The organism is Kitasatospora sp. NPDC036755 (assembly GCF_040636595.1).
GTDB lineage: Bacteria > Actinomycetota > Actinomycetes > Streptomycetales > Streptomycetaceae > Kitasatospora.
This window is the reverse complement of the sequence record NZ_JBEZUT010000154.1, coordinates 1-20,023: the sequence shown is the minus strand read 5'-3', so window position 1 is coordinate 20,023 and position 20,023 is coordinate 1. Positions and strand designations below refer to the sequence as shown.

18 protein-coding genes are annotated in these 20,023 nt (G+C 73.6%); 8 read left to right on the top strand and 10 right to left on the bottom strand.

What is annotated here, in order from left to right:
• Nucleotides 1–257: 257 nt before the first annotated feature.
• Nucleotides 258–1,043: a pirin family protein gene (locus AB0E96_RS22850; RefSeq protein WP_359826614.1), complete on the top strand. Its 786-nt coding sequence runs from the start codon at nucleotides 258–260 to the stop codon at nucleotides 1,041–1,043.
• 19 nt (nucleotides 1,044–1,062) lie between these two features.
• On the opposite strand, the gene AB0E96_RS22845 is transcribed toward AB0E96_RS22850, so the two are convergent.
• On the bottom strand, nucleotides 1,063–1,899 hold the full coding sequence (locus tag AB0E96_RS22845) for a serine hydrolase domain-containing protein (RefSeq protein ID WP_359826612.1): 837 nt from the start codon (nucleotides 1,897–1,899) through the stop codon (nucleotides 1,063–1,065).
• Between the two features lie 133 nt (nucleotides 1,900–2,032).
• Here AB0E96_RS22845 and AB0E96_RS22840 point away from each other — a divergent pair, with 133 nt between their 5' ends.
• Nucleotides 2,033–2,536: a MerR family transcriptional regulator gene (locus AB0E96_RS22840; RefSeq protein ID WP_359826609.1), complete on the top strand. Its 504-nt coding sequence runs from the start codon at nucleotides 2,033–2,035 to the stop codon at nucleotides 2,534–2,536.
• Complete coding sequence (locus tag AB0E96_RS22835; protein WP_359826607.1) at nucleotides 2,533–3,546, top strand: aldo/keto reductase; 1,014 nt, start codon at nucleotides 2,533–2,535, stop codon at nucleotides 3,544–3,546. The genes AB0E96_RS22840 and AB0E96_RS22835 overlap by 4 nt, the downstream gene beginning before the upstream one ends.
• A gap of 91 nt (nucleotides 3,547–3,637) precedes the next feature.
• Here the strand turns inward: AB0E96_RS22835 and AB0E96_RS22830 are convergent, their stop codons facing one another.
• On the bottom strand, nucleotides 3,638–4,216 hold the full coding sequence (locus AB0E96_RS22830; RefSeq protein WP_359826605.1) for a TIGR03086 family metal-binding protein: 579 nt from the start codon (nucleotides 4,214–4,216) through the stop codon (nucleotides 3,638–3,640).
• A gap of 102 nt (nucleotides 4,217–4,318) precedes the next feature.
• On the opposite strand from AB0E96_RS22830, the gene AB0E96_RS22825 reads away from it, so the two are divergent.
• Nucleotides 4,319–5,311, top strand: coding sequence for a WYL domain-containing protein (locus tag AB0E96_RS22825; RefSeq protein ID WP_359826602.1), 993 nt, complete (start codon nucleotides 4,319–4,321; stop codon nucleotides 5,309–5,311).
• Between the two features lie 10 nt (nucleotides 5,312–5,321).
• Here AB0E96_RS22825 and AB0E96_RS22820 read toward each other — a convergent pair whose 3' ends face one another.
• From AB0E96_RS22820 to AB0E96_RS22790, 7 genes are all read right to left on the bottom strand, one after another.
• Nucleotides 5,322–6,536: an alpha/beta hydrolase gene (locus AB0E96_RS22820; RefSeq protein WP_359826600.1), complete on the bottom strand. Its 1,215-nt coding sequence runs from the start codon at nucleotides 6,534–6,536 to the stop codon at nucleotides 5,322–5,324.
• 222 nt (nucleotides 6,537–6,758) lie between these two features.
• On the bottom strand, nucleotides 6,759–7,094 hold the full coding sequence (locus AB0E96_RS22815; RefSeq protein ID WP_359826598.1) for an MmcQ/YjbR family DNA-binding protein: 336 nt from the start codon (nucleotides 7,092–7,094) through the stop codon (nucleotides 6,759–6,761).
• Between the two features lie 89 nt (nucleotides 7,095–7,183).
• Nucleotides 7,184–8,458, bottom strand: coding sequence for an acyltransferase (locus tag AB0E96_RS22810; protein WP_359826596.1), 1,275 nt, complete (start codon nucleotides 8,456–8,458; stop codon nucleotides 7,184–7,186).
• 27 nt (nucleotides 8,459–8,485) lie between these two features.
• Nucleotides 8,486–9,610, bottom strand: coding sequence for an alpha/beta hydrolase (locus tag AB0E96_RS22805; protein WP_359826593.1), 1,125 nt, complete (start codon nucleotides 9,608–9,610; stop codon nucleotides 8,486–8,488).
• A 177-nt stretch (nucleotides 9,611–9,787) separates the two neighbouring features.
• Nucleotides 9,788–10,462 (bottom strand): response regulator transcription factor, encoded by a 675-nt coding sequence (locus AB0E96_RS22800; protein WP_188296493.1) that lies wholly within the window; start codon nucleotides 10,460–10,462, stop codon nucleotides 9,788–9,790.
• On the bottom strand, nucleotides 10,459–11,790 hold the full coding sequence (locus tag AB0E96_RS22795; RefSeq protein WP_359826590.1) for a histidine kinase: 1,332 nt from the start codon (nucleotides 11,788–11,790) through the stop codon (nucleotides 10,459–10,461). Before AB0E96_RS22795 ends, AB0E96_RS22800 begins: the two co-directional genes overlap by 4 nt.
• Before the next feature lie 201 nt (nucleotides 11,791–11,991).
• Nucleotides 11,992–12,678, bottom strand: coding sequence for a TetR family transcriptional regulator (locus AB0E96_RS22790; protein ID WP_359826588.1), 687 nt, complete (start codon nucleotides 12,676–12,678; stop codon nucleotides 11,992–11,994).
• A gap of 217 nt (nucleotides 12,679–12,895) precedes the next feature.
• Here AB0E96_RS22790 and AB0E96_RS22785 point away from each other — a divergent pair, with 217 nt between their 5' ends.
• Entirely contained in the window at nucleotides 12,896–14,500 is a 1,605-nt protein-coding gene (locus AB0E96_RS22785) for an MFS transporter (RefSeq protein ID WP_359826585.1), read from the top strand.
• Between the two features lie 159 nt (nucleotides 14,501–14,659).
• On the opposite strand, the gene aceE is transcribed toward AB0E96_RS22785, so the two are convergent.
• Nucleotides 14,660–17,410 carry a pyruvate dehydrogenase (acetyl-transferring), homodimeric type gene (gene aceE, locus AB0E96_RS22780; RefSeq protein ID WP_359826583.1) on the bottom strand — a complete coding sequence of 917 codons (2,751 nt, stop codon included), beginning with the start codon at nucleotides 17,408–17,410 and terminating at the stop codon, nucleotides 14,660–14,662.
• Between the two features lie 516 nt (nucleotides 17,411–17,926).
• On the opposite strand from aceE, the gene AB0E96_RS22775 reads away from it, so the two are divergent.
• The 3 genes from AB0E96_RS22775 (at nucleotide 17,927) to AB0E96_RS22765 (ending at nucleotide 19,917) form a co-directional block, all read left to right on the top strand.
• Nucleotides 17,927–18,364, top strand: a complete 438-nt coding sequence (locus AB0E96_RS22775; RefSeq protein ID WP_359826581.1) for a DUF3052 domain-containing protein — start codon at nucleotides 17,927–17,929, stop codon at nucleotides 18,362–18,364.
• A 286-nt stretch (nucleotides 18,365–18,650) separates the two neighbouring features.
• Nucleotides 18,651–19,109, top strand: coding sequence for a peroxiredoxin (locus tag AB0E96_RS22770; RefSeq protein ID WP_359826578.1), 459 nt, complete (start codon nucleotides 18,651–18,653; stop codon nucleotides 19,107–19,109).
• Between the two features lie 232 nt (nucleotides 19,110–19,341).
• Nucleotides 19,342–19,917 carry a TerD family protein gene (locus AB0E96_RS22765; RefSeq protein WP_359826576.1) on the top strand — a complete coding sequence of 192 codons (576 nt, stop codon included), beginning with the start codon at nucleotides 19,342–19,344 and terminating at the stop codon, nucleotides 19,915–19,917.
• The last annotated feature ends 106 nt before the right edge of the window (nucleotides 19,918–20,023 follow it).

Below are 20,023 nucleotides of genomic sequence, written 5' to 3'. Positions count from 1 at the left end.
GGGGGGGGGGTCGGCGGCCGGGGGGGGGGGGGGGGGGGGGGGGGCGGGGGGGGGGCGCCCGCCCCCCCCCCCCGCGGCCGGGCTCTTCCCGGTGGACTCGGGTGCGGGGCTGGGGCTGGGATCGCTCTGGGAGTTCGCGGAAGCGGCTGGCACAAGGACAAGACTGCCTCACGTGAGTGACTGCTCGTGCACACCCCCCGGCGGAGCGGCGCGGTGGCAAGAGTCACACCCCGCGCCCCAGCCACTACGGTGGGGGCGTGACCGAAGCCGCCGACCGCCCCCGCTCCGACCTGCGCCGCACCGCCGAGCGCTACCGATCCGTCCCGGCCGAGGGCGTCGAGACCAGGCACGCGTTCTCCTTCTCCGGCCACTACGACCCGAAGAACACCCACTTCGGCGCGCTGCTCGCGTGCAACGAGGAACTCCTCGCCCCCGGCGCCGGGTTCGAGGAGCACAAGCACCGGGACACCGAGATCCTCACCTGGGTGCTGGAGGGCGCGCTGGCCCACCGGGACTCGTACGGCCACAGCGGGGTGGTCCGCCCCGGGATGGTCCAGCACCTCAGCGCCGGCTCCGGCGTCACCCACACCGAGCGCAACGTCGGCGGCGCCACCGGTCCGGTCCGCTTCGTCCAGATGTGGCTCCAGCCGGACGAGTTCGACGTGCCCCCCGCGTACGGCCTGCGCAAGGTGGAACCGGCGGACGGCGGGTTGACGCTGCTCGCCTCCGGGCTGGCGCGCGACGCCGGGACGGACGCCCTGCGGCTGCGCCGCGGCGACGCCGCCCTCTGGCTGGCCACCGCCGGGCCGTGGCAGCCGTTGCCGCAGCTGCCCGAGGCGCCCTGGCGGTACGCGCACCTGACGGCCGGCTCGCTGGGCTACCGGACCGTCCCCGGGCCCAAGGGCGGCGGCCGCTCGATGGTGCCGGGCGACAGCGTGCGGATCACCGGCGAGGCCTTCGCCGACCCGGCGGCCGGCGAGACCGGCGCCGAACTCCTGCTCTGGGAGATGCACTCGCCGGTCTCGTACGGCCAGGGGCAGTAGGGTCGGCCGGGCCCTTCGCTCAGCCCTGCGCGAGCTCTTCGAGCACCGCGTCGGAGAAGGCCGGCCAGGCCTCGATCGCCCACGGTCCGAAGTCCCGGTCGGTGAGCGCGACGCAGGCCGCGCCGGCCTGCGGGTCGACCCACAGGAAGGTGCCGGACTGGCCGAAGTGCCCGAAGGTCCCGGGGGAGTTGGCGGCGCCGGTCCAGTGCGGGCTCTTGCCGTCGCGGATCTCGAAGCCGAGGCCCCAGTCGTTCGGGCGCTGGTGGCCGTAGCCGGGCAGCACACCGCTGGTGCCGGGGAAGGCGACCTCGCGGGTGGCCTGCCGGAGGGTGGAGGGGTCCAGCAGCTTGGGCGCCTGCAGCTCGGCGGCGAACCGGGCGAGGTCGGCGGCGGTGGACAGGCCGCCCGCGCCGGCCGGGGACTTGTGCGCGGTGTGGATCAGGGTGTCCGTCATGCCCAGCGGCTCGAACACGGCCTCGGCGACGTAGCGGGAGAACTCGATCCCGGTGGCCCCGGCCAGCGCTCGGGCCAGCGCGTCGAAGCCCGCGTTGGAGTAGAGGCGGCGCTTGCCGGGCTCGCCGAACACCCGGTCCTCGTCGAAGCCCAGGCCGGAGGTGTGCGCGAGCAGGTGGCGGACGGTCGATCCGGGCGGACCGGCCGGGTCGTCCAGCTCGAACACGCCCTCCTCGACGGCGACCAGCGCCGCGTACGAGGTGAGCAGCTTGGTCACCGAGGCGAGCGGGAACAGGTGCTGCTGCGGCCCGTGCGCCCCCAGCACCGCGCCGTCGGCCCCCCGGACCACCGCCACCGCGGCATGGGGCACCGGCCAGTTCTCGATCTTCCGCAAGCTCTCCATGGGGTCCGACTGTAGTCGCCGGGAAATTCATCGGAAAAGTGGTGGTGGACGCACCCGGCTACCAGGCTTGCTTGGAGTGCACTCCAACTCGGTAGCGTCGTTCACGTCGCACCACGACAGGGGGAAACGAGCGATGGCCGTACCCGCACGCATCGAGATCGACCTGCGGAGCTGCTCCGAGGTCTACAGCAGCCCGACCGGCGCCCCGGACCGGACGCCGAGGCACACCATCGGCGAGGTCGCCGCGGCGAGCGGGCTGACCGCCCACACCCTGCGCTGGTACGAGCGGATCGGCCTGCTGGACCCGGTCGACCGGGCGGCGGGCGGGCAGCGCCGCTACTGCGACGCCGACCTGCACCGGCTGGCCTTCCTGGGCCGGCTGCGGCTGACCGGGATGCCGGTGGCGGACATGCTCAGGTACGTGGACATGGCCCGCCAGGGCGAGCGGACCTACGAGGACCGGCGGCTGCTGCTGGAGGCCCAGCGCGAGGAGGTCCGGCAGCGGATCGTCGACCTCCAGGCGACCCTCGCCGTCCTCGACCACAAGATCGATCTCTATGCCGGGAAGGTCGCCGACGCCACCGGCGCCCCGGTCAGATGCCAGAACATCCTTGGAGAGGAAGAGCAGAGCGCATGACTCAGACCGTCCTTCCCACCGTCGAACTCGGCACCGGCGGCCCGCTGGTGGGCGTCCAGGGCCTCGGCTGCATGGGCATGAGCGAGTTCTACGGCCCCACCGACACGGGCGAGGCGCTCGCCACCCTGGACGCCGCGCTGGAGGCCGGCGTCACCCTCTTCGACACCGCCGACATGTACGGCTCCGGCCGCAACGAGGAGCTGATCGGCCCCTTCGTCCGGGCCAACCGCGACAGGGTGGTGCTCGCCACCAAGTTCTCCATCATCCGCTCCGAGGAGGACGACGCGGTCCGCGGCATCAGCAACGACCCGGCGTACATCCGGACCGCGGTGGACGCCTCGCTGCGCCGCCTCGGGGTGGACGTGATCGACCTGTACTACATGCACCGCCGCGACCCGGCCGTGCCGCTGGCCGACTCGGTCGGCGCCATGGCCGAGCTGGTGGCGGCCGGCAAGGTGCGCCACCTCGGCCTGTCCGAGGTGACCGGCGCGGAGCTGCGCGAGGCGCACGCGATCCACCCGATCGCCGCGCTCCAGTCCGAGTGGTCGGTGTTCGCCCGCGACGTCGAGCGCACGGCGGTACCGGCCGCGGCGGAGCTGGGCGTCGGCTTCGTGCCGTACTCGCCGCTCGGGCGGGGCTTCCTGACCGGCGCCTTCCAGGACGCCAAGGAGCTCTCCGATAACGACTACCGCCGTAACCACCCGCGCTTCACCGGTGAGAACGCGGCCGCCAACGGCCGGCTCCTCGACCCGCTGCGGAAGATCGCGGCGGCCCGCGGCGTGACGCTCGCCCAGGTCGCGCTGGCCTGGGTCCAGCAGCAGGCCGAGGTGCACGGGCTGGCCGTGGTGCCGATCCCGGGCACCCGCAAGCGCAGCCGGCTCGCCGAGAACGCCGCGGCGGCGACGCTGCGGCTGTCCGCCGAGGAGCTGGCGCTGCTGGAGCCGGTGGCCGACCGGGTGGCGGGGAACCGCTACGCGGACATGACCGGCACCTCGGCCTCGCGCGAGTAGCCGGGCGCCGGCGGCCCCGCCGGGCCGGAGCGCCCGTGGGTGCCGACGACCGTGCGGGGCCGGGGAGTCGATCCCCGGCCCCGCGTCCCGGTCAGACGGAACGGCCCGTCCAGGCGGCCAGCCGGGTGTGCACGTCGGCGTCCTCGGCGACCGGCCGGACGGCGCCGAACGGCACGCCCGGCACCCGCTGCTCGGCGGGCAGCACGAACTCGGCGATGCCCAGGGCGGTCCGGGCCAGACCGTCGTCCAGGGCGAAGCCGTTGTCGAGGCTCCGGGCGATGTCCCCGGAGTGGGTCACCAGCTCCATCAGGTAGCCGCCGACCGCGACCGCCCCGGGCACCTCGCCCCAGGGGGCGAAGGTCGGGCGGCCGAGCTTGGCGTCGTCCGCCCAGGCGGCGGCCACCCGGGCGCGGGCGCGGCCCAGCGCGGCCGGCCAGCCCTCCTCCGACGGGTCCTCGACGGCGGCGACGCAGTCCTCGGCGCGGCCGCCCTCGCCCATGTACGCGAACCGGTGGATGCCGCCGACCACGTGGTTCAGCAGCTGACGCAGGGTGAACTCGGGGCAGGGGGTGGGCCGGTCGAGGTCGGCCGGGGTGACGGTGGCGATCAGCTTCTCCAGCTGGTCGAGGGCGTCGGTGTACTGCGGGCGGGCATCCTGGACGGCGGTCATTCGGCGCTCAACTCCCTGGTGTCGGACGGTTTTTCGGGCTCGGAACGCAATCTCCCAGTAAAACCTGACAACTGCCGTCAGGATTACTGGGATTCTTGGGGCATGAAGGCCGACCGCCTGCTCTCGATCCTCCTGCTGCTCCAGACCCGCGGCCGGGTGCCCGCGACGGAACTCGCCGAGCGGCTGGAGGTGTCCGTCCGCACCATCTACCGCGACGTCGAGTCGCTCTCCGCCGCCGGGGTGCCGGTGTTCACCGAACGCGGGCGGCACGGCGGCATCGGCCTGCTGCCCGGCTACCGCACCGACGTCACCGGCCTGACCGCGGACGAGGCCAGGGCGCTGTTCGTGCTCTCCGCCCAGGGCGCGCACAGCGACCTCGGGCTGGACGGCGCGCTCGGCTCGGCGCTGCGCAAGGTCATGGCGGCGCTGCCGGCCCCGCACCGGCCGGGCGCCGAACGGATCCGCGAGCGGATCCTGGTCGACCCGGCCCGCTGGATGCAGAGCCCCGGCGCGGCCGGCCCCGGCGCCGGACCGGACCTGGGCGAGCTGCAGTACGCCGTCTTCGCGGACCGGCGGCTGCGGCTGAGCTACCGGCACGGCGGCACGCCCGCGCCGGTGGAGTACACCGTCGACCCGTACGGGCTGGTGAGCAAGGCCGCGGTCTGGTACCTGGTCGCCGATCTGCACGGCGAGCCGCGGCTGTTCCGGGCCGACCGGGTACTGGCCGCCGACACCACCGAGGAGCCGGTGCGCCGCCGGGCCGGGGTCGGACTCGGCGACGCCTGGGCGGTGCTGCGCGAGCAGGTGGAACGGCTGCCGAAGGACGTGCCGGTGCGGGTGCGGGTCCGGCGCGGACGGTTGGACATGTTCCTGCGCATCCACAGTGGCCGGGTCACCGCACCGCCGCCGGAGCAGGGCGGCGGGCCGCCCGAGGAGTGGGCCGAGGTGGCGATGGCCTTCCCGGCCCCGGCGGCCGTCCGGGCGCTGCTGGCCTTCGGCGCGGACGTCGAGGTGCTGACCCCGCCGGCCGCCCGGCGCGAACTGGCCCGGGCGGCGGCGGACGCCCTGCGGCTCTACCGGGAGCAGCCGGAGTAGCGCGGGCCGGTCAGGACGCGGGGTTGGCCCGGACCACGTCCTGGTAGTGCCCGAGGGAGATCGCCGCGAAGTTGCGCAGGCTGTCGGTGCCCTCGGCGAAGTAGCCGTTGTGCCCGGCCGCGCGGGCCGAGGAGATCTGCTCGGAGCCGAAGGCGCCGGTGGTCGGGTCGGCGCCGTGGCCGAGCCCGCCGACCTCCAGGAACGGCACGTTGCCGATCCAGTCGCTGGGGTTGCGGGTGGCCCAGACGTGCACGCCGGCGCCCAGTTCGCTGGTGTTCTGCACGCCCATGCCCGGGCTGCCGAAGACCACCAGGTCGGTGATGCCGGAGGTGTCGGAGGGCGAGGCGGCCGCGCGCGGGATCTCCGGGGCGGCGGTGCCGCAGACCACCGAGCCGTACGAGTGGCAGAGCAGCGACGCCGGCGCGTCCGGCCGGGTGGTCTCCTTCAGTCCGGCGAGCAGCCGCTCCAGCCGGGGCGCGGCGACGTCGGCCAGCCGGGAGGTGGCCGCGTCCGGGCCGAGGCCGGAGGGGGTGACGTAGCCGGTCCAGGAGATCACGGCGGTCCGGGTGGCGGGGGCCTGGCGCTGCTCCTCGGCGTACAGGGCGCGGGCCATGCCGGCCGGGGAGCGCAGGGGGTCGGCCGCCTGGTCGTGGTGGCCGAGGTCGGCGTCCGAGCCGGGGACGAGCACGGAGATCCGCTCGGCGTCGGCGAGGTCGCCCCACACCTCGGTGACCAGGCCGCGGCCGCGCGGGTCGAAGGCCAGGATCTGCCGGCCGGGGGCGAGCAGGTGGTCGACGTCGTTGGCGCGGGAGACGGCCAGGGCGCGGGTGTCGGAGTCCAGGGCCTTGTCGCCGGCGCGGGCCCGGGCGGCGTCGCGTTCGGCGGCCAGGGCGATCCGGTTGGCGCGGTAGCGCAGGTCCAGCGGGGCGCCGTCGTAGTTGCCGACGACCAGCGGGTAGTCCTGGATCAGCCGGTCCAGCTCGGTGGGGGCGAGCGAGGCGAAGAACGCCGCGGCGGTGGCCGGGGTGGTGGTGGCCGGGTCGGGCAGGGAGCGGCCGAACGAGTGGTCCTGGACCCAGGCGGCGCTGCCGGCCGGAGGCGTGGAGATCGCCAGCTGTTCGGAGGAGACCGCGGCCGCGGCGGCGGCGCCTCCGGCGTCGACGAGCACCGCGCAGCCGGCGAACGCCCCGATCAGTACCCGCTTCCAGCGTCGACGGTTGCGCACCGCACCAACTCCCTTGGGGTCCGTCACCGTTTCGCGGGCGGCGGCCCGGAGGGTGCGATAGCTCTGCTGACTTCCCTGCGCAAGCCTAGGGCGCCCGAAGGGGTGGCGGGAACGCCTAAACTGTGGGATGGATCACATGAACCAGGGGTGTCCGTACGACGTCTCCCAGTGGTTCGGAGAGCGGCCCGGACGGCCGGAACCGGCGGGCCCGCCGGGCCCCGATCAGGCGTCGAACTCGCGGACCAGGCGCTTCGGTGCCGTCCGCCGCCAGGCCTCGGTGACCAGGTCGCGCAGCTCGTCCTCGTCGACCAGGTCCAGCCGGACGCTCACCCAGCCGTGCCGCCCGACGTACGGGGCGGAGGAGAACACCTCGGGCTCGGCGGCGAGCAGTTCGGCCTGGTCCTCGGGGGAGGCCTTGACGGTGACGCCGGTCCCGTCGGGCGCGCCCATCGCGAAGATCCGGCCGCGGACCCGCAGCGTCTCGATGTCCCAGGTCGGCTCCTGGGCGGCCTCGGGCAGGGCCAGCGCCATCGCGCGGAACTCGTCGAACGTCACCATGGGGGCAGGGTAGGGCAGGGCGCCGACAGCGTGCCGCAGGGGCGCGGACCGATCGGCCCGCGCCCCTGGTGCGTCCTGCCGACGGTTCGTCACACCACGCCCAGCGCGTACGCCGCGAACAGTGCCGCCCCGGCCCCGGCCAGCGCCTTGCCGCCCCGGGAGAAGGCCGTCCACGGGCCGTCGAAGCGGCGGGTGAACCAGCCGAGCGCCACCAGCGCGGCGGCGAACAGCGGCAGCAGCGCCAGCCGGGCGGCCACCCAGCCGAGCGAGTCCGGCGCGGTGGTCAGCCCCGGGACGGCGCCCAGGCCGGCCGCGCCCGGCACCGCGACCGCGAGCATCGCGCTCTGGTGCCAGCAGAAGATCGTCATCGCCGACAGGTTGACCACCACGACCGGCAGCCACAGCAGCGGACGGCGGCTCAGCAGCCGGCCCAGCCGCTCCCGCAGCAGCACCGCGGCGCCGCACTGGAACGCCGCCAGGGCGAGCACCAGCAGGGACGGCGGGTGCGAGTTGGTCCGCGCGGCCCCGGGCACGCCGACCATGCTGGCCGGGTAGTGGAAGACCAGCAGCAGCGCGGCGAACAGCGCGCCGCCGCCGAGCAGCAGCACCCGGGCCGTCGGGCGGCCGAGCCGGCCCTGCGCCCAGAGCACGCCCAGCTGGTAGCCGAACAGCCAGCCCGGCAGGATGTTCAGCAGCGCGACCCAGGACGGCACCGCCTCGGCCCACGGCCCGTAGCGCAGCAGGTCGACGGCGGCGACCGAGGCCACCAGCAGGCCCGCCGACCAGCCGCCCAGCCGGCGCCCGGCGGCCACGCAGAGCGGGGTGAGCGCGGTCAGCCCCAGGTAGACGCCGATGTACCAGAGCGGCTGCACCACCAGGGTGGCGCCGGTGCGCAGGGTGTCCTCCGGGACGCCGAGCGCGGGCAGCAGCGGGAGCAGCGCCGCCCACACGGCCGTCACCCCGAGCACCGGGCGCAGCAGCCGGACCGTACGGGCCCGCAGCCAGCCACCGTAGGTGAGGCCCCTGGCCCGGGCCCGCTCCAGCGAGTGGACCGAGGAGTGGCCGCCGACCAGGAAGAACACCCCGAGCATCTGGAGCACCCAGCTGAGCGGGGCGAAGAAGCCGAGCGTGGAGAGCGGGCTGGCGTTGTGCAGGGCGCCGTCGGGGGAGCGGGTGAGGCCGCCGAGCATCCAGTGGCCGACCGGCACGGCGAGCAGGGCGAGGGCGCGCAGCCCGTCCAGGGCGCGGTCGCGGTCGGCCGGGGTCCTGGCGTCGACCCGGGCGGCGGCGCGGCGCAGGGCGGCGAGCGGTCGGGGGGCGCGGGGCTCCGGGGTACGGGGCCGGGCGGCGAGGGTGCTGGCCATGGTGGTGCTCCTTCCGGTGCGGGCGGGTCAGGCGCGGCCGAGCGCGACGGCGGCGTAGGCGGCGAGGGAGGCGGTGCCGGGGGCGAAGTAGCCGTTGTGGCCGTGGGATCCGGTGGCGGGCAGCGGGCGGGCGCCGAAGCCGGGGGCGGTCGGGTCGGCGCCGTGGCCGAGGCCGAACAGCCGGACCTTGGGCACGTCGCCGATCCAGTCGGAGCCGTTGCGGGCGGTGGCCCAGAGCGGGACGCCGGGGTCGAGGCCGGCCGCCGAGCCGATGCCCATGCCGGGCGAGCCGAGCACCACGAGGCCGGAGGCCTGGGCGGGGGTGGGGCGGGCCAGCCCGCAGACCACCGAGCCGTAGCTGTGGCAGAACACCGTGGGCGGGGCCTGCGGGCGGGTGGTGACGGCGAGTCCGTCGAGCAGCCGGGTGAGGCGGGGGGCGCCGGCCCGGGCCAGGTCCTCGGTGGCGGCGTCCGGTCCGAGGCCGAGCGGGGTGGTGTAGCCGGCCCAGGCGATCACGGCGGTCTGCCGGTCGGTGGCGTCCAGGAGCGCCCGGGCCATGCCGGCGGGGGTGCCGTAGGGGTTGGAGGCGCGGTCGAAGCGGAGCAGGTCGATGTCCGAGCCGGGGACGATCACGGCGGTGCGGCGGGCGGTGGCGAGGTCGCCGAACACCTCGGCGACCTGGCCGCGGCCGCGCGGGTCGAAGGCGAGGATCCGCCGGTCGCCGTCCAGCAGGGAGCGGTAGCGCTCGGCGCGGGTTCGGGCGGCCTCGTGGTCCTGCGGGGTGAGGGCGGGGTCGGCGGCCCGGGCGAGTTCGCGGGTGCGTTCGGCGGTCAGGGCCAGGGTGTTGGCCCGGTACCGGAGGGCGACCGGGGCGCCGTCCAGGTTGCCGACCACCAGCGGGTGCCGGGCGGCCAGGGCGTCCTGCTCGGCCGGGGTCAGCCCGGCGAAGAACGCGGCGACCTCGGCCGGGGTGGCGGCGGCGGGGTCGGGCAGCCGCAGGCCGAGCGAGGTGTCGGTTGTCCAGGCGGCGCTGCCCGGCGGCGGCCCGGTGACCGGGGTCTGGGTGTCGGCGACCCAGCCGCCCGTGCCGAGGGCGACCGTCAGTGCCACCGCGGCGGCGGCGATCGCGCGCCTGGCCCGGAATCTGCGCATGTCCCTGCTCTCCCTCGTCCGTTCGGATGCCGACTCGGTTCGGCCGCCGATTCGGTCCGGTCGCCGCTTCGGTGCGGCTTCCGACGGAGAGGAAGGTAGGAATGCGACGGCCCCGCGGACGTCACACCGCGGGGCCAACTCCCGGGTGCTACCCGGGTATCAGGGGGATATCCCCACCTACTGGCCGGGGGTCACCAGGCCGGACTCGTAGGCGAGGACCACGGCCTGGGCGCGGTCGCGCAGACCGAGCTTGGCGAGGATGCGCCCGATGTGGGTCTTGACGGTCTGTTCGGCGAGGACCAGCCCGGCGGCTATCTCCTGGTTGGACAGGCCGCGGGCGATCAGTTCCAGCACCTCGGTCTCGCGCGGGGTCAGGCCGTTGAGCCGCACCTTGGGGTCGCGCCGCCTGGCCGGGCGGGTGCGGGCGAAGTCCTCGATCAGCCGGCGGGTCACCGAGGGGGCGAGCAGCGCCTCGCCGGCCGCGACCACCCGCACCGCGGCGATCAGGTCGGCCGGCGGGGCGTCCTTGAGCAGGAAGCCGCTGGCCCCGGCGCGCAGCGCCTCGTACACGTAGTCGTCCACGTCGAAGGTGGTCAGCATCAGCACCTTGGGCCGGTGGGCGCCGGGCACCGCCGGGTCGAGCAGCCGCCGGGCCGCCTCCAGGCCGTCCATGACGGGCATGCGGACGTCCATCAGCACGAGGTCCGGGTGGGTGCGGCCGTTGACCTCCAGGGCCTGGGCGCCGTCCGCCGCGTCCCCCACCACGTCGATGTCGCTCTGGGCGTTGAGCAGGGCCGCGAAGCCCGCGCGCACCATGGCCTGGTCGTCGACGATGATCACGCGGATGGTCATGCGGGGGTCTCCCGTGGGGTGTCGGGGCTGTCGGGCCGGTCGAGGGGCAGGACGGCGGCCACCTTGAAGCCGCCGTCCGGCAGCGGGCCGGTGTCCAGCCTGCCATCGAGCAGCCGGACGCGTTCGCGCATTCCGACCAGTCCCTGCCCGGTGCCCTCGACCGAGGCCTCCAGCGACTCGGTGCGCTCCGGCGGGGGAGCGTTGACCACCGTCACCAGCAGCGCCGGGCCGTCGGTGGCCAGCGAGACCCAGGTCCGCGCGCCGGGGGCGTGCCGCACCACGTTGGCCAGCGCCTCCTGCACGATCCGGTAGACGGACAGGGCGACGGCCTGCGGCGCCAGGGCCGCCAGGTCGTCCAGGCCCGGCTCCGCCGTCAGCTCGGCCGGCACCCCGGCCCGGCCCACCGTCTCGACCAGCTGGGCGAGTTGGCCGATCCCGGGCTGCGGGGCCTTCTCCCCGCGGGACTCCTCGCTGCGCAGCACGCCGAGCAGCCGGCGCATCTCGGCCAGTGACTCCCGGGCGGTGCCGGCTATCGCGGTGAACTCCTCGGCGGCGTCGTCCGGCACCCCGGTGATCCGGTACGGGGCGCTGGCCGCCTGCACCGCGATGACCGACATGTGGTGCGCCACCACGTCGTGCAACTCCCGTGCGATCCGGGCGCGTTCCTCCAGCAGGGTGCGCCGTTCCCGTTCCACCTCGCTGATCTGCTCCTGCTCGGTGAGCAGCCGGCGGGCGACGGCACGGTCCCGGACGGCCCAGCCGAGCAGCAGCGCGGCGCCGCCGAGCGCGATCAGCAGCACGGTGGTGCCGTCGCCGGGGCGGGGCAGGCCGAGGGTGGTGGTGAGCACGGTGAGCAGGACGGTGGCGACCCAGACCGCCACCAGGGTGGCCCGGCTCTCCCGCAGCGCGAGGGCGAGCAGCAGGAAGACGTACGCGATGATCATCGGAGCCGTCCACGGCCAGGTGCCCATCACCTGCTCGTGGCGGGCGGTGACGGCGGCGGTGACGACCAGGGCGGCGGCGCTGATCCACCAGGCGGCCAGCGGCCGGGTGACGGCGAGGAACAGCGGTGTGGTCTGGGCGATGGTGAGCGCGCCCGCGACGGGCAGCGCGAGGTCGTAGAAGCCGACCAGGTTGGCGATCCCGGTGGGGATCAGCGAGGCCTGCAGGGCGATCACGACGACGTACGGGATCCGGCGCACCCAGCGCCGGCGGGAGTCCCCGAGCAGCGGGGTGTCGTCCTCGCTCGGGGTGGTCAGGTGGTGCCGCAGGGTGCGCAGTTGGCGCAGTGCGAAACCGCGGGCGTCGGCTTTGGTGGGCGTGTTCATCGCGGGCCAGCCTAGGAGGGCGGAGCCGGCGGGGCGTCGCACTGGAGCCCGAACTTCCGGGTGCTACCGGGGTATCGGGTGATACCCCGGTATGACCCGGGCGTGCGGGCCGGGTGGTCGCGGGCGTACGGGTGGAGGGGTACGGGCGTTTGGGGTGCGGGCGTTGGGGTGCGGGCAGGACGGCCGGGGTGCGGGCGGCCGCTACGCCGGGTCGTGCCAGTGGCCGGCCAGGGCCGGGCCGAGCTGGTCGAAGTAGCGCTCGATCACCGCGACCATGCCCTCGGGGCCGGCCGGTTCGTGTTCGGCGCTCCAGGACAGGTGGGCCGCGCGCAGCAGGCTGCCGAAGACGGCGGCGAGCACGGCCGGGCGCAGGTCCCGGGCCGGGTCCAGGCCCTCGCGTTCGGCGAGCACCTGGACCACCAGCCGTTCCTGCTCGGTGACCCGGCGCAGGTGGGCGGCGAGCAGCGGGGGCGTCTCCTCGATCATCCGCATGAGTTCGAGGGCGCTGTGGATCGAGCCGGGGCCGGAGGTCTCCTCGCTGCCGAGCTCGCGCCAGGACTTGACGATCGCGGCGCGCAGGGCCTGGAGCGGGGGCTCCTCGGCGGGGCGGTGGCGCAGGCACTCGATGAAGTAGTCCTCGGCCACGGCCATCACGGCGAGCGCGACCTCGTCCTTGTTGGCGAAGTAGCGGAAGAACGTGCGCTGGGAGACGTCGACGGCGGAGGCGATCTCGTCGACGGTCGTGCGGGCGAAGCCCTGCCGGAGGAAGAGCACGTGGGCGGCCTGGATCAGGGCGTACCGGGTCTGTTGCTTCTTGCGCTCGCGCAGCCCGGGTGTGCGCCCGGTGCCCTCCGGGGCTTCGGTGGTGCGGGGGGTGTGAACGGCCATGGCGGGGCCTTCCGGGAGCGCTGGGTGTGGCGGGTGGGAACACGATTTTAGCGTTCTGACAAATGTCAGCAATGGCCAGAAGTCACTGTTTGCCGAATGTCAGGCACTGACATAATCTGCCGGGGTGGCGCCCGTCGGGCCGGGGCACCTGTGGGGACGGGTGGGCCGGGGCGCCACGACCGTTCCCGCACCCGAGCCACGCCCCCGGAGGGCCCAGATGAGTCAGTCCGTCGTGAAGAACTCCGAGGCGGACGCGCCGTCGCCGCCGAACCCGCCGTCGGGGGGCGGCCTCAAGGGGCACCCCTGGCTGACCCTGCTGACCGTCGCGGTCGGCGTGATGATGGTCGCGCTGGACGGCACGATCGTCGCCATCGCCAACCCGGTGATCCAGGAGAAGCTGAAGGCCGCGCCCTCCGAGATCCAGTGGGTCACCAGTGGCTACCTGCTGGCGCTGGCGGTCTTCCTGATCACCGCCGGCAAGATCGGTGACCGCTTCGGCCACAAGAACACCTTCCTGGTCGGCGCGGTGGGCTTCGCCGCCACCTCGGCCGCGATCGGCTTCGCCGGCAACATCCAGACCGTGATCGCCTTCCGGGTGCTCCAGGGCCTGTTCGGCGCACTGCTCCAGCCGGCCGCGCTCGGCCTGCTGCGCGGGGCCTTCCCGGCCGAGCGGCTCAACATGGCGATCGGCATCTGGGGCGGGGTGATCGGCGCCTCCACGGCGGCCGGCCCGATCGTCGGCGGCCTGCTGGTCGAGCACGTCAGCTGGGAGTCGGTGTTCTTCATCAACGTCCCGGTCGGCCTGATCGCGCTGGCCCTGGGCATGTGGATCCTCAAGGACGTCCGGGCCGAGAAGGCCGCCAAGTCCTTCGACCTGCCCGGCATCGCGCTGCTCTCGGTGGGGATGTTCGCCCTGGTCTTCGGCATCATCAAGGCCCCCGAGTGGGGCTGGGGCGACACCCGGACGCTGCTGTTCCTGGGCGGCGCGGTGCTCCTGATGGTGCTGTTCGCGCTCTGGCAGGGCAAGGCCCGCGAGCCGCTGATCCCGCTCAGCCTGTTCCGCTCGGTGCCGCTGTCGGCGGGCGTGCTGCTGATGGTGCTGATGGCCTTCGCGTTCTTCGGCGCGATCTTCTTCGTGACCTTCTACCTCCAGAACGTGCACGGGATGAAGCCGGTCGAGGCCGGCGTCCACCTGCTGCCGATGACCGGGATGATGATCATCGGCTCGCCGCTGGCCGGCCTGGCGATCGGCAAGCTGGGCCCGCGCATCCCGATCGTGGCCGGCATGCTGATCACCACCACCGCGATGTACGGCATGTCCACCCTGGACACCGGCTCCGGCAACGGTGTGATGTCGCTCTGGTTCGTCCTGATGGGCCTCGGCATCAGCCCGGTCATGGTCGGCGCCACCGAGGTGATCGTCGGCAACGCCCCGCTGGAGCTGTCCGGCGTGGCCGGCGGCCTCCAGCAGGCCGCGATGCAGGTCGGCGGCAGCCTCGGCACCGCGGTGCTGGGCGCGCTGATGGCCGCCAAGGTCGGCGACGTGCTGCCGGGCAACTGGGCCAAGGCCGGACTGCCGCCGGTCGAGGGCGAGGCGGCCGAGGGCCTCAAGCAGGCCGCCCAGCTCGGCATCGCCCCGCCGGCCCCGGCCGGAACCCCGCAGCAGGCGGTGGACGCGATGGCCGGCGCCGTCCACGAGTCCTTCGTCAGCGGCATGTCGCTCGCCTTCGCGGTGGCCGCCGTGGTGGCCTTCGCCGCCGCCGTGCTCGGCCTGCTCACCCGGCGCGGCACCACCGACGCGGGCCCGTCCGTGCACATCTGACGGCCCCTGACGGACCGCGCGCACCGCGACGGCCCCGGACTCGCCTGAGTCCGGGGCCGTCGCCGTGCCTCCGCCGGCCCCACGGACCGGACCGCCGTACCCACGCCGAAGGACCGGACCCCCGTACGGAGGCCCGGCCCTTCAGTGCCCAGGGGCTGATCAGGCGTCGCCGCCGGCGGCACCCGGGTCGGCCGCGGCCACGTTCAGCAGCTGGTAGCGGTCGATCGCGTCCTTCAGCGCCGAGCGGTCGATCTTGCCCTGCTTGGCGAGCTCGGTGAGCACGCCCAGGACGACCGACTGCGCGTCGATGTGGAAGAAGCGACGGGCCGCGCCACGGGTGTCGGCGAAGCCGAAGCCGTCGGCGCCCAGCGACTGGTACTGGTTCGGCACCCAGCGGGCGATCTGGTCCGGCACCGCGCGCATCCAGTCGGACACCGCGACGACCGGGCCCTCGGAGCCCTGGAGCTTCTGGGTGACGTACGGCACGCGCTGCTGCTCCTCGGGGTGCAGCAGGTTGAACTCCTCGGCCTCCACCGCGTCGCGGCGCAGCTCGTTCCAGGAGGTCGCGGACCAGACGTCGGCCTTGACGTTCCACTCCTCGGCGAGGATGCGCTGGGCCTCCAGGGCCCACGGCACGGCCACGCCGGAGGCGAGGATCTGGGCCGGGATCTGGCCGGCGGTGGCCGGCGCGTACTTGTGCAGACCCTTGAGGATGCCCTCGACGTCCACGTTCTCGGGCTCGGCCGGCATCTTGATCGGCTCGTTGTAGACGGTGAGGTAGTAGAACACGTCCTCGCCGTGCGGGTGTTCGGCGCTGGAGCCGTACATCCGGCGCAGACCGTCCTGGACGATGTGCGCGATCTCGAAGCCGTACGCCGGGTCGTAGGCCACGACGCCGGGGTTGGTCGAGGCCAGCAGGTGCGAGTGGCCGTCGGCGTGCTGCAGGCCCTCACCGGTCAGCGTGGTGCGGCCGGCGGTGGCGCCCAGCACGAAGCCGCGGGCCAGCTGGTCGGCCATCTGCCAGAACTGGTCGCCGGTGCGCTGGAACCCGAACATCGAGTAGAAGACGTAGACCGGGATCAGCGGCTCGCCGTGGGTGGCGTAGGAGGAGCCGGCGGCGATCAGCGAGGCGGTGCAGCCCGCCTCGGAGATGCCGTCGTGCAGCATCTGGCCGGTCGGCGACTCCTTGTAGGCGAGGAGCAGGTCCCGGTCGACCGACTCGTAGGTCTGGCCGAGCGGGTTGTAGATCTTCGCCGACGGGAAGAGCGAGTCCATGCCGAAGGTGCGGTACTCGTCCGGCGCGATCGGCACGAAGCGGTTGCCGATGCCCTTGTCCCGCATGAGGTCCTTGAGCAGCCGGACGAACGCCATGGTGGTGGCGATGGTCTGGTTGCCGGAACCCTTCTTGACCGCCTTGTACGCGTCGTCGCCGGGCAGTTCCAGCTTCCGCGGGCGGACCTTGCGGGTCGGCACGTAGCCGCCGAGCTCCTCCCGGCGGTCGTGCATGTACTGGATCTCCTCCGAGTCGCGGCCCGGGTGGTAGTACGGCGGCAGGCCGTCCTCGAGCTGCTTGTCGGTGATCGGCAGGTGCAGCCGGTCGCGGAAGCGCTTCAGGTCCTCGACCGTCAGCTTCTTCATCTGGTGGGTGGCGTTGCGGCCCTCGAAGTTGGGGCCCAGCGTCCAGCCCTTGACCGTCTGGGCGAGGATGACCGTCGGCTGGCCCTTGTGCTCGCGGGCGGCCTTGAACGCGGCGTAGATCTTCTTGTGGTCGTGGCCGCCGCGACCCAGGTGCTGGATCTGCTGGTCGGTCATGTTCTCGACCATGGCGCGCAGGCGCAGGTCGCCGCCGAAGAAGTGCTCGCGGATGTACTCACCGGTCTCGGTGGCGTACGTCTGGAACTGGCCGTCCACCGTGGTGTTCAGCTTGTTGACCAGGATGCCGTCGCGGTCCTGCGCGAGCAGCGGGTCCCAGCTGCGGTCCCAGACCAGCTTGATCACGTTCCAGCCGGCGCCCCGGAACTGGGACTCCAGCTCCTGGATGATCTTGCCGTTGCCGCGGACCGGGCCGTCCAGACGCTGCAGGTTGCAGTTGACCACGAAGGTCAGGTTGTCCAGGCCCTCGCGGGCGGCCAGGGACAGCTGGCCGAGCGACTCGGGCTCGTCCATCTCGCCGTCGCCGAGGAAGGCGTAGACCTGCGAGTCGGAGGTGTCCTTGATGCCGCGGTGCTCCAGGTAGCGGTTCATCCGGGCCTGGTAGATCGCGCCGAGCGGGCCGAGGCCCATCGAGACGGTCGGGAACTCCCAGAAGTCCGGCATCAGCCGCGGGTGCGGGTAGCTGGAGAGGCCGTACGGGGCCTTCGACTTCTCCTGGCGGAACGCGTCGAGCTGCTGCTCGGTGAGCCGGTCCAGCAGGAAGGCCCGGGCGTAGATGCCGGGGGAGGCGTGGCCCTGGAAGAAGACCTGGTCCCCGGACTCGCCCTCGGCGTCCTTGCCGCGGAAGAAGTAGTTGAAGCCGACGTCGTACAGCGACGCGGAGGAGGCGAAGGTGGCGATGTGGCCACCGACGCCGATGCCCGGGCGCTGCGCCCGGGAGACCATGACGGCCGCGTTCCAGCGGGTCGCGTTGAGGATCTTCCGCTCGATCTCCTCGTTGCCGGGGAAGAACGGTTCGTCCTTGGTCGCGATGGTGTTGACGTAGTCCGTGCTGCGCATCTCGGGCACGGCGACACGCTTCTCGCGGGCGCGCTCGATCAGCCGCAGCATCAGGTAACGGGCACGCTCACGCCCCCGCTCGTCGATGGCCGCATCGAGCGACTCCAGCCATTCCGCGGTCTCCTCGGGATCGAAGTCCGGGACCTGACTCGGAAGGCCGCCAATGATGATCGGGTTGCGATCGGATCCGGAAGCCACGCTGTTCCTTCACTGTCGGTCGAAACTGAGGTGTGTCGCGCCGCCTCCATCGTGCTACCGCGCTCGGAGATCCGTCATCTCTACCGATCGGTAACCGTTCCGCCTGGTGGGCGGTCCGGTCTGGCGGCGCGCGGTGCGGGCGTCTTCGTCCGCTCCGCACACCCCCGGGTGTTACGAAAAGAGGTGGTCCGACCTGGTGTCCCGTCCGCCCGATGGCGGGCGGCCGGGGTGAGGGCCAACAGGAGACTCTACGCCCGCGCACGCGCGGACCCGAATGCCGTTCGCATCTCGGGCATGCGTACGGCCTGTGGGCCGGGACCACCCGAAGCATCCTTGGCCCATGCAGAAAAGGGCAAATCGGTGTGATTCCCGCCACGTCTCGCGGCGTGTCCCCCTGCGACACGTCAACCTTTGGAGGGGATCGGGGGTCGGGTACTTGCGCGAACCGCCGCGCCCGTGTGGACTACGGCCACAGCCTCGGCATGGACGCCGAGCCGAATACTGGAGGTTATTCCCGTGAGCGCGACCGCGGACCCCGCGGACAAGTCCAACCCGGCGACCCGTCTCGGCTTCGAAGAAGGCCAGATCATCCAGGAGCTGGGGTACGACGAAGACACTGACCAGGACCTCCGCGAAGGCATCGAGGAGCTCACCGGGACGGATCTCGTCGACGAGGACTACGACGACGTCGCCGACGCCGTCCTGCTGTGGCACCGCGACGACGACGGGGACCTCACCGACTCCCTCGTCGACGCGCTGGAGTACCTCGCGGAGGGCGGCCTGATCTGGCTGATGACGCCCAAGACCGGGCGGGACGGCCACATCGAGGCCTCGGACATCAGTGACGCGGCCAAGACCGCGGGCCTCTCCCAGACCAGCTCGATCAACATCGTCAAGGACTGGGCGGCCACCCGGCTCGCGACCAAGTCCACGGCGAAGGGCGCCAAGCGCTGAGCGGGCCCTGAAGCCCCGCACCGGGCCCCGCCGGAGGAACCCCTCCGGCGGGGCCCGCCGCATTCCCCGGCGGGCCCGGCCCGTCGGCCCTCGCCGGGGTCCCCGTCGGCCCCCGCCGGGCCTTCGCGGGTCCCCCGGACGGCCCGCCCGGACGTTCGCGGACGGCGAACGGGAGGCGGCCGCGGCCACCGGCCTCATCCGTTCGGTCGAACGGCCGTAAGCGGATGCGAGGATGTGGCCTGCCGCGCCCGCCGCGCGGCGCGGTCGCGTCAGAAAGGTCCCGCTCATGGCCATCGAGGTCGGTACCCAGGCTCCGGACTTCGAGCTCAACAACCAGCACGGCGAGTCCGTCCGGCTCTCCGACTTCCGCGGCCGGAAGAGCGTCGTCCTGGTCTTCTACCCGTTCGCGTTCACCGGCGTCTGCACCGGCGAGCTGGGGGCCATCCAGCGGGAGCTGGCCGGCCTGCAGAACGACACGGTCCAGGTGCTCGGCGTCTCCTGCGACTCGCAGTTCTCCCAGCGGGTCCTCGCCGACCGGGAGGGCCTGGAGTTCCCGCTGCTGGCCGACTTCTGGCCGCACGGCGAGGTCACCCGCGGGTACGGCGTCCTGGACGAGGAGCGGGGCTGCCCGCTGCGCGGCACCTTCGTGATCGACACCGCGGGCACGGTGCGCTGGAGCGTCGTCAACGGCCTCCCGGACGCCCGGGACGAGCGGGAGTACCTGAAGGTCCTCGCGGCGCTCTGAGACCGCCGCCCCGGGCCCGGCCGGGCCCCGTCCGGCGCCCCAGGGCCCCTCGGCGGAGCCGCCGGCCGGGTGCCGTCGGGCCGTGTCCGGCCTGATCAGGGGTGCGGACGGGAACCCCGTACTACGCTCGGGCCGTTGGCGGGGTGGGGAGCGGGAGCCGATCGGCTCCCGCCGCCCCGGACCGCACCACCGGGGGCACCACTGGACGTGCCTCCCGATTCTTGGAGGACTAGTGGGAGTCAGCCTCAGCAAGGGCGGCAACGTCTCGCTCACCAAGGAGGCACCGGGCCTCACGGCCGTGGTCGTCGGCCTGGGCTGGGACGTCCGGACCACCACCGGCGCGGACTTCGACCTGGACGCCAGCGCCCTGCTGTGCAACGCCCAGGGCAAGGTCGCCTCGGACGGCAACTTCGTGTTCTTCAACAACCTGAAGAGCCCGGACGGTTCGGTCGAGCACACCGGTGACAACCTGACCGGTGAGGGCGAGGGCGACGACGAGGCGATCAAGGTCAACCTGGCCGGCGTGCCGGTCGACGTGGAGAAGATCGTCTTCCCGGTGTCGATCTACGACGCCGAGACCCGCGGCCAGAACTTCGGCCAGGTGCGCAACGCCTTCATCCGCGTGGTGAACCAGGCCGACAACACGGAGCTGGCCCGCTACGACCTCTCCGAGGACGCCTCCACCGAGACCGCGATGGTCTTCGGCGAGCTGTACCGCAACGGCAGCGAGTGGAAGTTCCGCGCCATCGGCCAGGGCTACGCCTCGGGCCTGCGCGGCATCGCGCAGGACTTCGGCGTCAACGTCTGAGCCTTCGGACGCACCCAGCGGCGCGGCTCGCGCGCCGCTCTCCCGGGGCGGCCCCGGCCACAACCGCGCCGGGCGCCCCCGGGGCCGCCGCCCCCCGGCGCGAGGG

Excerpts from the sequence above, each read along its gene's own strand:
- AB0E96_RS22815 (WP_359826598.1), bottom strand. The coding sequence starts at position 7,094 with ATGGTGACGTTCGACGAGTTCCGCGCGATGGCGCTGGCCCTGCCCGAG.
- AB0E96_RS22770 (WP_359826578.1), top strand. The coding sequence starts at position 18,651 with ATGGCCATCGAGGTCGGTACCCAGGCTCCGGACTTCGAGCTCAACAAC.
- AB0E96_RS22795 (WP_359826590.1), bottom strand. The coding sequence starts at position 11,790 with ATGAACACGCCCACCAAAGCCGACGCCCGCGGTTTCGCACTGCGCCAA.
- AB0E96_RS22785 (WP_359826585.1), top strand. The coding sequence starts at position 12,896 with ATGAGTCAGTCCGTCGTGAAGAACTCCGAGGCGGACGCGCCGTCGCCG.
- AB0E96_RS22810 (WP_359826596.1), bottom strand. The coding sequence starts at position 8,458 with ATGGCCAGCACCCTCGCCGCCCGGCCCCGTACCCCGGAGCCCCGCGCC.
- AB0E96_RS22840 (WP_359826609.1), top strand. The coding sequence starts at position 2,033 with ATGGCCGTACCCGCACGCATCGAGATCGACCTGCGGAGCTGCTCCGAG.
- AB0E96_RS22805 (WP_359826593.1), bottom strand. The coding sequence starts at position 9,610 with ATGCGCAGATTCCGGGCCAGGCGCGCGATCGCCGCCGCCGCGGTGGCA.
- AB0E96_RS22830 (WP_359826605.1), bottom strand. The coding sequence starts at position 4,216 with ATGACCGCCGTCCAGGATGCCCGCCCGCAGTACACCGACGCCCTCGAC.
- AB0E96_RS22800 (WP_188296493.1), bottom strand. The coding sequence starts at position 10,462 with ATGACCATCCGCGTGATCATCGTCGACGACCAGGCCATGGTGCGCGCG.
- AB0E96_RS22825 (WP_359826602.1), top strand. The coding sequence starts at position 4,319 with ATGAAGGCCGACCGCCTGCTCTCGATCCTCCTGCTGCTCCAGACCCGC.
- AB0E96_RS22790 (WP_359826588.1), bottom strand. The coding sequence starts at position 12,678 with ATGGCCGTTCACACCCCCCGCACCACCGAAGCCCCGGAGGGCACCGGG.
- AB0E96_RS22845 (WP_359826612.1), bottom strand. The coding sequence starts at position 1,899 with ATGGAGAGCTTGCGGAAGATCGAGAACTGGCCGGTGCCCCATGCCGCG.
- AB0E96_RS22835 (WP_359826607.1), top strand. The coding sequence starts at position 2,533 with ATGACTCAGACCGTCCTTCCCACCGTCGAACTCGGCACCGGCGGCCCG.